Annotated in this window: 14 protein-coding genes; 6 read left to right on the top strand and 8 right to left on the bottom strand. The window is 67.0% G+C overall.

Features of this window, described 5'->3' with window-relative positions; all coding sequences use genetic code 11:
* The first annotated feature begins 102 nt into the window (after nucleotides 1-102).
* Nucleotides 103-540, top strand: a complete 438-nt coding sequence (locus QN347_RS17875) for a hypothetical protein (RefSeq protein ID WP_322162572.1) — start codon at nucleotides 103-105, stop codon at nucleotides 538-540.
* A gap of 63 nt (nucleotides 541-603) precedes the next feature.
* On the opposite strand, the gene QN347_RS17870 is transcribed toward QN347_RS17875, so the two are convergent.
* Nucleotides 604-1,206: a hypothetical protein gene (locus QN347_RS17870; RefSeq protein WP_322162573.1), complete on the bottom strand. Its 603-nt coding sequence runs from the start codon at nucleotides 1,204-1,206 to the stop codon at nucleotides 604-606.
* 310 nt (nucleotides 1,207-1,516) lie between these two features.
* On the opposite strand from QN347_RS17870, the gene QN347_RS17865 reads away from it, so the two are divergent.
* The 3 genes from QN347_RS17865 to QN347_RS17855 all read left to right on the top strand — a co-directional run bounded on the left by QN347_RS17865 (nucleotide 1,517) and on the right by QN347_RS17855 (nucleotide 3,302).
* Nucleotides 1,517-2,254, top strand: coding sequence for a hypothetical protein (locus tag QN347_RS17865; RefSeq protein ID WP_322162575.1), 738 nt, complete (start codon nucleotides 1,517-1,519; stop codon nucleotides 2,252-2,254).
* 166 nt (nucleotides 2,255-2,420) lie between these two features.
* On the top strand, nucleotides 2,421-2,855 hold the full coding sequence (locus QN347_RS17860; RefSeq protein ID WP_189675807.1) for a hypothetical protein: 435 nt from the start codon (nucleotides 2,421-2,423) through the stop codon (nucleotides 2,853-2,855).
* Between the two features lie 60 nt (nucleotides 2,856-2,915).
* Nucleotides 2,916-3,302, top strand: coding sequence for a hypothetical protein (locus QN347_RS17855; protein ID WP_322162577.1), 387 nt, complete (start codon nucleotides 2,916-2,918; stop codon nucleotides 3,300-3,302).
* A gap of 27 nt (nucleotides 3,303-3,329) precedes the next feature.
* Here the strand turns inward: QN347_RS17855 and QN347_RS17850 are convergent, their stop codons facing one another.
* Entirely contained in the window at nucleotides 3,330-3,974 is a 645-nt protein-coding gene (locus QN347_RS17850; protein ID WP_322162578.1) for a TMEM175 family protein, read from the bottom strand.
* 93 nt (nucleotides 3,975-4,067) lie between these two features.
* On the opposite strand from QN347_RS17850, the gene hslV reads away from it, so the two are divergent.
* Nucleotides 4,068-4,622: an ATP-dependent protease subunit HslV gene (hslV, locus tag QN347_RS17845; RefSeq protein ID WP_133186502.1), complete on the top strand. Its 555-nt coding sequence runs from the start codon at nucleotides 4,068-4,070 to the stop codon at nucleotides 4,620-4,622.
* A gap of 96 nt (nucleotides 4,623-4,718) precedes the next feature.
* The gene (gene hslU / locus QN347_RS17840; RefSeq protein WP_322162581.1) at nucleotides 4,719-6,014 is read left to right on the top strand and encodes an ATP-dependent protease ATPase subunit HslU; all 1,296 of its coding nucleotides are present in this window, start codon (nucleotides 4,719-4,721) and stop codon (nucleotides 6,012-6,014) included.
* A gap of 194 nt (nucleotides 6,015-6,208) precedes the next feature.
* Here the strand turns inward: hslU and QN347_RS17835 are convergent, their stop codons facing one another.
* From QN347_RS17835 to QN347_RS17810, 6 genes are all read right to left on the bottom strand, one after another.
* Nucleotides 6,209-6,580 (bottom strand): hypothetical protein, encoded by a 372-nt coding sequence (locus QN347_RS17835; protein WP_322162583.1) that lies wholly within the window; start codon nucleotides 6,578-6,580, stop codon nucleotides 6,209-6,211.
* Nucleotides 6,577-6,984, bottom strand: a complete 408-nt coding sequence (locus tag QN347_RS17830; protein ID WP_322162585.1) for a hypothetical protein — start codon at nucleotides 6,982-6,984, stop codon at nucleotides 6,577-6,579. The genes QN347_RS17835 and QN347_RS17830 overlap by 4 nt, the downstream gene beginning before the upstream one ends.
* A 57-nt stretch (nucleotides 6,985-7,041) precedes the next feature.
* Nucleotides 7,042-7,770, bottom strand: a complete 729-nt coding sequence (gene gloB / locus QN347_RS17825; RefSeq protein ID WP_322162586.1) for a hydroxyacylglutathione hydrolase — start codon at nucleotides 7,768-7,770, stop codon at nucleotides 7,042-7,044.
* Entirely contained in the window at nucleotides 7,770-8,186 is a 417-nt protein-coding gene (locus QN347_RS17820; protein WP_133186512.1) for a VOC family protein, read from the bottom strand. The genes gloB and QN347_RS17820 overlap by 1 nt, the downstream gene beginning before the upstream one ends.
* 76 nt (nucleotides 8,187-8,262) lie before the next feature.
* Nucleotides 8,263-9,021, bottom strand: a complete 759-nt coding sequence (locus tag QN347_RS17815) for a tetratricopeptide repeat protein (RefSeq protein WP_322162588.1) — start codon at nucleotides 9,019-9,021, stop codon at nucleotides 8,263-8,265.
* Nucleotides 9,018-9,683, bottom strand: a complete 666-nt coding sequence (locus QN347_RS17810; RefSeq protein WP_323494262.1) for an alpha/beta hydrolase — start codon at nucleotides 9,681-9,683, stop codon at nucleotides 9,018-9,020. Before QN347_RS17810 ends, QN347_RS17815 begins: the two co-directional genes overlap by 4 nt.
* Nucleotides 9,684-9,685: the final 2 nt, after the last annotated feature.

Here is a 9,685-nt window from a genome sequence, read left to right as displayed (position 1 = left end):
CCCTGAATCAATGACTTGGGCTGGCGTCAAGCTAACCCGCTGATACCACTCAACTTAGTTTCGGATCGGGCTCTCAAGGCGAAGTGCCAAAGCTTTAATCAAATGGCCATCAGGCATCCAGTTCTGCTTATAACAGATTTAGACAATAGGCTTTGTGCCAAAAGTCTAATTGACAGCTGGTTTGGAAATTTAAATATTAACGTCAATCTAAAATTTCGTGTAGCCGTCCGAGAGATGGAGGCATGGCTGCTGGCGGATCATCACGGTATGCGTGAACTCTTGGGGCGGGGAGGTAATAATATTGCCCCTAACCCGGATGGAATTCAAAACCCCAAAGAGTATTTACTGGAGCGTGCCAAGAGAGCGCCGTCCGAAATAAAAAATGATCTTGTCCGCGCTAGGGGGTCTGCCGCTGTGCAAGGGCTCGGCTACAATGCACGTCTATCCGAGTTCGTTAGGACCACATGGAGCCTGGAGCAAGCGTCACAACGGTCGGAAAGTCTAGTTAAAGCTGTGGAGCGTCTGAAAGAGTTGTTGTAGCCAAGAAAGACCACTCGCGCTTGAGCGCTCGGGTTTAGCGTCGCTAAACCCTCGGCCGCGCGGCTATACAAACGGCTCCATCACCCCGCTCACCACCAACAACCCGCAAACCCCCGCCAGCATCGCCGCATTCGCCCGCCGCCCCTTCACAAGCAGCAGCGTGATCAGCAGCCCCAGCACCCCGAACCCGCTCACCAGATACACCAGCACCACCAGCCCGTTCCCCACCGGCTCCACCACCTCGGGCCGCGGATGGAGCGTGTCGAGCACGACGCCCCCGACCCAGCTCGCCACATTCGCGGTGAGCAGCCCGCCGATCACCAGCCGGTTCTGCTTGTCGTACCATTCGTCGAAATCGGGCCAGTCCTCGGGCGTGTCGGGAAAGATCAGCGTCGCCGCGAGATAATAGACGCCGACCATCGCCAGCACGCTGAGCAGCGTCACGTAATTCGCGCTGATCTGCTCGCGCGCATCGAAGGCGAGCAGCCAGAAGCTCGTCAGGTCGAGCATCACCACCAGCCCGAGCAACGGCGTCAGCCAGCCGATCCGCACCGGCCGCGCGCCGCGCTTCAATTTCAACGCACGCGAAAAGCCGTTGAGCACCGCGGCGAGCGCCAGGCCCAGCACCAGGCCGAACAGCGTGAACACCAAACCAAATGGACTCATCGTGATTTCCCCCCGGATATCAGGGGGAAGGCTAGCGCGGGCGAGGCGGGGCGTCGAGTCTTGCGCGCCGCGGGGAGGGGGGGGGCGCAGCAAAGCCGCGCTGCGGCACCACACCGTCTGCCGCTGTGGCAAACCCCGATCATCGGCCAGCGCTGTCGCGCCGCCGTCCGGGCCGCGGCGGGGGCGCTCGTCGCCTGCTGCGCAAAAGCCTCGGCGGCGCGGCGTAAAAAATCTCGCGGTTGGGGCTGTCCTACAGCGCATTGTTCTGTATATGTTCCGAATCCTCGCTACCCATGGAGAGGACCGACTCATGCCGTCAGACTCGACCCAGCCGCCATCCGACGCCGCGCCCGTGCGCGAGTCCGCGGCCGATCAGCCCGCGCCCCCGCAAACCCCCGACGCGCCACCCCAGCCGCGCACCCGCCACGATCCGCATGCCGCTATCAGGGCGCGGATCCGCAAGCTCCAGCGTGCCGAGGCGGCGCGCGCGCCCGAGGCCGCGCCCCATGCCCCGCGCGCGCCGGAGCCCGCCCCGAAGCGCCGTCGCCGCGCGAACAACATGGTGTGGCGCGACGTCTCCGCCACCGGCTGGACGACCGACAAGCAGCGTGCCTTTCTCGAACATCTCGCGACGCACGGCTGCGTTAGCCACGCCGCGGCGCATGTCGGGCTGTCGAAGCAATCGGCCTATGCGCTGCGCCACCGCGGTGGGCGCACGATGTTCGCGCTCGCCTGGGACGTCGCGGTCCGCTCGGCGCGCAAAGCGCTGCTCGACGAAGCGTTGGAGCGCGCCTTTGCCGGGCGGTCGCTGCCCGTCTGGTATCGCGGCGAGCACGTCGGCGAGCGCATCGTCCATAACGACCGGCTGCTGATGCAATTGCTCGCGCATCCCTTCGAGCCGATCGATTCGGCGTATGACGCGGCGTCGCTGGCGCAGGCCTGGCCGATGTTGCTCGCGCAGGTCGATGCCGAGCTGCCGTTCGACGTGAAGATGCTGCGCACGCGCGACGCCGATCATGACGAAAACGGAAACGATGACGAGCGATAAGGACAGCTCCGGGGGTCAATCGAGTCAAGCGCGCACGCTTCGTCGCACGCTCCCGACCGTATCGCGCGCCGCGCCGGATCGCTCCGCCGCGCGGCGGGGCGGCGGTGGCGGGCAACCTTATCGCCGCCCGCGCATTGCGCTTGGATACGATAACAGGAGTATTCGAATGCGCACCCTCACTCTCGGCCTGTTGGCCGCGTGTACCCTGGTCGCCGGCTGCGACGAATATGGCGACAGTTACGGCGGCGGCCCGCGCCGCGGCTATGGTGGCGGCTATTCGCAATACGATTACGACCGGCCCGATCCGGCGTATAACGGCTACGATGCCTCGCGCTATTACCGCGACGACAATCGCCGCTATCAGGAGCGCCGGCTGAGCAACAACGACCGCGTCTATCGCGGCAGCGACGGGCGTTACTATTGCCGCCACAGCGACGGTACGACCGGTCTGGTCGTCGGCGGGATCGCGGGCGGTGCGCTCGGCGCGGCGATCGCACCGGGTGGTTCGGGCGTGCTCGGCGCGTTGCTCGGCGGTGTCGGCGGCGCGCTGGCCGGCCAGGCAATCGACAAGGACAGCACGCGCGACGCGCGCTGCCGCTAACTTCCCCGCGCGCGGCGGCCCCGGTCGCCGCGCGCCCGATTTTGCAGAATGAGATGTGACATGGCCAAGACCCAAATTCCCAAAAGCGCCACCAAGCGCGCCCCCGCGCCGCAGGCCGCCAGCGCCACGCCTGCGATCAGCCGCACCGCGGCCTGGTCGATCGGCGCGGTCGTCGTCGCGGCGGGCGCCGGGCTCGCCGCGTTCCTGACGCGCGGGCGGATCGCGAGCGCGCTCGCCAAGGCGTCGGGGACGGCCGAGGGGCATGTGCCGACCGACCTGCTCGATCCCAAGCGCAACGCCGATGATCGCGCGATCGCCGATTTCCGTCCCGACATGGATGCGGTGATGACCGCCGCCGAGCGCGAGGCGCTGCGTCCGCCGGTCGGCAAGCCGTCGATCACCGCGTCGAACGGCTCGATGAACGCGATGACCGCGCCCGCCAACTGAGCGCTGGCGCCGCGCCCGCAGGGTGGCTCAGGCCGCCGTGCGGACGAAGCGGCGATGGACTTGCCGCCGCAGGATCGCCTGCCACAAGGGGATCGTCAGCAGCCCCATCTGGCTGAGCGGCGCGATGAAGAAGGCAAGGCCGAACGACGCCGTCGCGCCGAGCACCACGCCGATGCCGCGGATGCGGACTTGCGCGATCGTCTCGGCTGCGGTGTCGGCGCGGACGATTCCCGGGCTGGTGGTGCGATAGGTCACCCACATGCTGAGCAGCCCGGTGACGATCAGCGTCAGCGCATAGAGCGCCGACGGGACGAGTGTCCCCAGATTGGCGCTCATGAAAGCGGTCGCGAACGGCATGAACACGATCGCGCACAGCATCAGGATGTTGGGCGCGAGCAGTTTGTCCGAATAGCGTCCCGCCAGCGCGAAGGCGCGGTGGTGCCCGGTCCAGAACGCCGCGATGACGAAGAAGCTGACGAAGAAGCCGAACAAGCTCGGGCCGAGATCGGCGAGCGCTCGAAGAAAAGCGGCGGGCGGCGCGCCATGTGGCAGATGCGGCGGGTGCACCTCGATGATCAGCAGCGTGATCGCGATCGCGAACACGGCATCGGAAAAGAAGATCAGCCGCTCGAGCGGGTGATCGGGCCCTGCATGGCCGTGCTGGTCGCTCATACCTATCGTTCCCCCGCGCCTCCTATCACCGAGCATGGCGCGCCGACGCAAGCCGGATTGCACAGCGCGACCCCGCATCCCATATCGCCCTCCATGAGCGAGAACAAAATTGTGTGGCACGGCACCACGATCCTCTCCGTGCGCAAGAATGGGCGCGTCATCGTCGCCGGCGACGGCCAGGTGACGCAGGGCCAGACCGTGATGAAACCCAATGCGAAGAAGGTGCGGCGGCTCGGCGACGGATCGGTGATCGGCGGCTTCGCCGGCGCGACCGCCGATGCGTTCACGCTGTTCGAGCGGCTCGAGCGCAAGCTCGAACAGCATCACGGCCAGCTGCTGCGCAGCGCGGTCGAGCTCGCCAAGGATTGGCGGACCGACAAATATTTGCGCAACCTCGAGGCGATGATGATCGTCGCCGACAAGGACGTGACGCTGATCCTGACCGGGAATGGCGACGTGCTCGAGCCCGAGGCCGGGATCGCCGCGATCGGCTCGGGCGGCAATTTCGCGCTCGCCGCAGCGCGCGCGCTGGCGGATTATGAGGCCGATGCCGAGACGATCGCCCGGAAAGCGATGGCGATAGCGGGCGAGCTCTGCGTCTACACCAACGACCGGCTGACGGTCGAAGGGCTCGACACGAGCGCGTGATGCGCGTCGCCCCGGCGGAGGCCGGGGCCGCTAGGCTCTAGCGCGCGCCCTTGCACCATAGCGGCCCCGGCCTCCGCCGGGGCGACGGAAGCAGATATGAACCAGGACCTTACCCCCAAAGCCATCGTCGCCGCGCTCGACGCGCACATCATCGGCCAGGCCGACGCAAAGCGCGCGGTCGCGGTCGCGATGCGCAACCGCTGGCGCCGCCAGCAGCTCGCACCCGATCTGCGCGACGAGGTCAGCCCCAAGAACATCCTGATGATCGGGCCGACCGGCTGCGGCAAGACCGAGATCAGCCGCCGGCTGGCCAAGCTCGCCGACGCGCCGTTCATCAAGGTCGAGGCGACCAAGTTCACCGAAGTCGGCTATGTCGGCCGCGACGTCGAACAGATCGCGCGCGACCTCGTCGAGGAAGCGATCCGGCTCGAGAAGGAGCGCCGCCGCGGTGCGGTCAAGGACAAGGCCGAGGAAGCCGCGATGGCGCGCCTGCTCGACGCGCTGACCGGCAAGGGCGCGAGCGAGGCGACACGCGAGGCGTTCCGCCAGCGGCTTCATGACGGGCATCTGCGCGACACCGAGATCGAGATCGAACTCGAGGCGGCGCCCCCGATGCCGTTCGAAATGCCCGGCGGCGGCGCGCAGATGATCAACCTGTCCGAGATGATGGGCAAGGCGTTCGGCGGCGGCCAGCTCAAGCGCCGCAAGCTGAGCGTTCCCGCAGCGTGGGACAAGCTCGTCGAGGAAGAGGCCGACAAGCGGCTCGACCAAGACGAACTCAGCCGCGCCGCGATCGCCGATGCCGAGGCGAACGGAATCGTCTTCCTCGACGAGATCGACAAGATCGCAGTGAGCGACGGCCGCGGCGGATCGGTCAGCCGCGAGGGCGTGCAGCGCGATCTCCTCCCGCTGATCGAGGGAACGACGGTCGCGACCAAATACGGGCCGATGAAGACCGATCATGTGCTCTTCATCGCGAGCGGCGCGTTCCATGTGGCCAAGCCGTCCGACCTGTTGCCCGAGCTGCAGGGCCGCCTGCCGATCCGCGTCGAGCTGAAGGCGCTGACCGAGGACGATTTCGTTGCGATCCTCTCCGACACCAAGGCGTCGCTGACGCAGCAATATGTCGCGTTGATCGCGACCGAGGGCGTTGCGGTAGAGTTCACCGCGGAGGGTATCCGGGCCGTCGCGCGGATCGCCGCCGAAGTGAATGGCGAGATCGAGAATATCGGTGCGCGGCGATTGCAGACGGTGATGGAAAAGCTGCTCGAGGATGTCAGCTTCAATGCCGAGGATCGCGGTGGCGAGACCGTGGTGGTCGATGCGGCGTATGTCGAAACGCATCTTGCGAGCATCGCGCGCAATACCGACCTCAGCCGGTTCGTGCTCTAACAAGGCGGGGCATCGTCTTCGCCTTCAGAACTGTCGCAGCCCCTCCCGTTCGCCCTGAGCCTGTCGAAGGGCACCTCGCCGCTTGCGCAGGGGGTGTGGGTGCGGCGGGGCTTCGACAGGCTCAGCCCGAACGGGTCTGGAGTGGCGCGCTTTAGCGAGGCTGCGGCGGCTTCGCCCTGGAAACGGCCCGATTCCTACCGCGGCTTGTCCCACGGCACGAAGCTCCCAAGCCGACAGCGCGGTCCCGGGATCGTGCTGCCCGTGCGTTCGAGCGTGTAGAATTGATCGTTGCGGCACAATTGCCCACCATAGACCTCGGTAACGACGATCGCATCGTCGTCGAGCCCGGGGCAGCCATTGGGCAAATCGTTGCGCCACATCCGGCCGCCGTCGCGGTACAGCAAGGTGCGGTCACCGATAACCTGCGGTGCGCCGACCCGGCTGGGCGAAACGCAGGTCTCGGGCTTGCCCGGCGTTCGGCCCGCAAGCGCCTTGGCGAGATCCTTCGCATCGTCCGATGCGGTAGCCCCGCCCAGCGCCGCCGCCAGCAGCAGCCCGCGGATCACGGCCTGCGATAGGGGACGAAGTCGCCGAAGCTGCAGCTTCCGCTCGGCGTGCTCGTGATGAGATCGGCCGTCCGCACGATATCGCCGCGGCAGAACTGGCTGCCGAAGGTCTTGGTGATGATCGCATCGCCACGCCGCAGGCCGAAGCAGCCGCCGCCGGTATCGTTGACCATCACGTCGTTGCGGCCGTTCTTGTAGAGGATCTTGTCGCCGACGCGCGTCGAGTCGCGATACCGGAAGGTGTCGATGCAGCTTTGCGGCTTGCCCGGCACGAGGCCCGCAAGCTGCTTGTCGAGCTCGACCTGATCGCGCGCCGCTTCACGTGCGCGATACTCTTTCGAGTCGGCGGACAGCGCGGAGCTCGCGCCAGCTAGCACGACGAGCGGAAGGATGAAGCGGAACATGCGATCGGTCCTTTTCAAAACGCTTGCGGCCCCATCCGCGTCATACCGCAGATACGGCTAGAATGCATCCTTGGCTGCACGCCGCTCGGCGAGCTGGTCGGCCGATGTCGCGCGCAGGAACGGGTTGGTCGCGAGCTCGAGCGCAATCGTCGTCGGAACAGTCGGTTCGCCCGCTGCGCGCTGCGCATCAACCGTAGCCATCCGTTCGGTGACGGCCTGATTGTCGGGCTCGGCAGCGGCGGCGTAGCGGCCGTTCGACTGCGTATATTCGTGCGCGCAATAGACGATCGTCTCGGGCGGTAGCGCAGCAAGGCGCTGCATGTTGCCGTACATCTGCGCGGCATCGCCCTCGAACAGCCGCCCGCAGCCCATCGCGAACAGCGTGTCGCCGCTGAACAGTGCAGCGTCGTCGGCCATGTAGAACACGATGTGCCCGGCGGTGTGGCCGGGCGTCTCGATCACGCGCGCGACATGCGTGCCGATGCGCACCGAATCGCCTTCGCGCACGCCGTAATCGAGCGTCGGGATCTTGCCCGCTTCGGCGGCGGGGCCACTAACCACCGCGCCGAGCGCCTTGATCGCGGCATTGCCGCCGGTGTGATCGGGGTGCCAGTGCGTGTTCCAGATCTGTGAGATCGTCCAGCCGCGCGCCTCGGTCGCGGCGAGCACGGGGGCGGCGTCGCTCGGATCGATCACCACGGTCTCGTCGGAGACGGGATCGTGCACCAGCCAGACATAATTGTCGCTGAGCGCCGGGATGCGGACGATCTCGAGCGCGCCTGCCATCACCATTCGCCGGTGTTGGGCATCGACGCCCACGGCTCGGCCGGCGCCAGCGCGCCGCCCTCCTGGAGCAGTTCGATCGAGATGTTGTCGGGGGTGCGGACGAACGCCATGTGGCCGTCGCGCGGCGGGCGATTGATCGTCACGCCGCCATCGTGCAACCGCTGGCACGTCTCGTAGATATTGTCGACGCGGTAGGCGAGATGCCCGAAATTGCGCCCGCCGGTATAGGGTTCGGGATCCCAATTGTGCGTCAGCTCGACCTGCGCGTCATGGTCGCCGGGGGCGGCGAGGAAGATCAGCGTGAAGCGACCTTTCTCGCTGTCCATCCGCCGCACTTCCTCGAGCCCGAGCAGCTTGAAGAACGCGATCGTCGCGTCGGGATCGGTGACGCGGATCATGGTGTGGAGATATTTCATCGGCGCGCTCCATTGTGCTTTGCGCCGAGATAGGCGCGCGCGAGCAGCGATGCCACCCCGACGCGTTCCAAAAGCGTCAGGGCTTGGCGGTGAACTGCAGCAATGCGGCGGCGGCGGCCTTTCCGGCGGCGCTGTCGGGCCGCAGCGTGACCGCTTGCTGCCACGCGGCCCGCGCGCCGGCTTCGTCCTTCGCGAACGCCGCGATATTGCCCGTCTCGAGCTGGACCGCTGGGTCGTCGCTGCCGCGCCGCAGCGCTTCGGCGATGTCGTGCTGCGCGCGGACGATCTGGCTCTGGCGCCGCGCGAGCGTCGCCGAGAGCAGCCAGGCGAGCGGGTCTTCGGGCACCTCGGCAAGCGCGCGGTCGAGATCGTCGCGCGCCCCGTCGAGATCGCCCCCGGCAACCATCGCGCGCGCGCGGTCGAGATGCGCTTCGCCCAGCGGCAGGCCGGTCAGCGAGCCGCCCGCGAGTGCCGCATCGAGCGCGGCGCGCGCCTTGGTCGCATCGCCAGAGGCAAGCCAAGCATTGCCCGCTTGCGCCCAGTAATTGACCGCACGGCCGTCGCCGGCCTTTTCGGCGGCACGCGCGGCGGCATCGAATGCGGTCGCGGCGGCGGGCCAGCGCTGCTCATTGGCATAGGCCATGCCGAGGCACTGCCCGGCGAGGAAACCACCGCCCGCGAGCTGCCATTGCCCGGCTTCGGCTTCGGCCAAGCTCGGGTTGTTGGTCGCGAGATCGAGGCACTTTTCGTAGCGCTGCGACGGCGGCGGGGCGGGCGGGCCGATCGGCGCGGCGCTTTGCGCGAACAACAGGGGAGCGAGCAGCAACAGGGTCATAGATCGGCCATCACACTTTCGAGCGTCGCCTCGAGCAACGCGAGGTCGGCGTCGCGCGACAGGCGGTGGTCGCCTCCCTTCACCAAAGCAAGCTGCACATCGGCTGAACGGAGCTGCTCGACCAGATGGATCGAGCGGTTGGCGGGCACTTCGGTATCGGCCATGCCGTGGAGCAGCCGGACCGGCACGTCGATCGCCAATCCGGCGAAGAGCACGCGATTGGCCTCGCCCGATTGCCAGAAGGCGCGGGTATAGACCATCGGCAAATCGGCGTAGCGCCCGACCTTTTCGAGCCGGCCTTCGGACAGGATCGCGAGCTTCTGCTCGACGGTGAAGCCCCAATCGGTGAAATCGGGCGCCGCCGCGATGCCGACCAGCGCCGCCACCTTTTCGGGATGGTCGCGCGCGACGAGCAGCATCAGCCAGCCGCCCATCGACGATCCGACCAGCACCGCGGGGCCACCTGCGGCTGCGTCGAGCATCGCCACGACATCGTCGCGCCAGCCAGCGAGCGTCTGTTCTTCGAAGTCGCCCTCGCTGCTGCCGCAGCCGCCATAATCGAAGCGCAGATAGGCGCGGCCTTTGCGCTTTGCCCACGCCTCGAGCGCGAGCGCCTTGCTGCCTTCCATGTCCGAGCCATAGCCCCTGTCTCTTATACACATCT

Source organism: Sphingomonas sp. 10B4 (assembly GCF_035019905.1).
Lineage (GTDB): Bacteria > Pseudomonadota > Alphaproteobacteria > Sphingomonadales > Sphingomonadaceae > Sphingomonas > Sphingomonas glacialis.
Note: the sequence above shows the minus strand (reverse complement) of the source record. Positions and strands in the feature narration are given on the sequence as shown.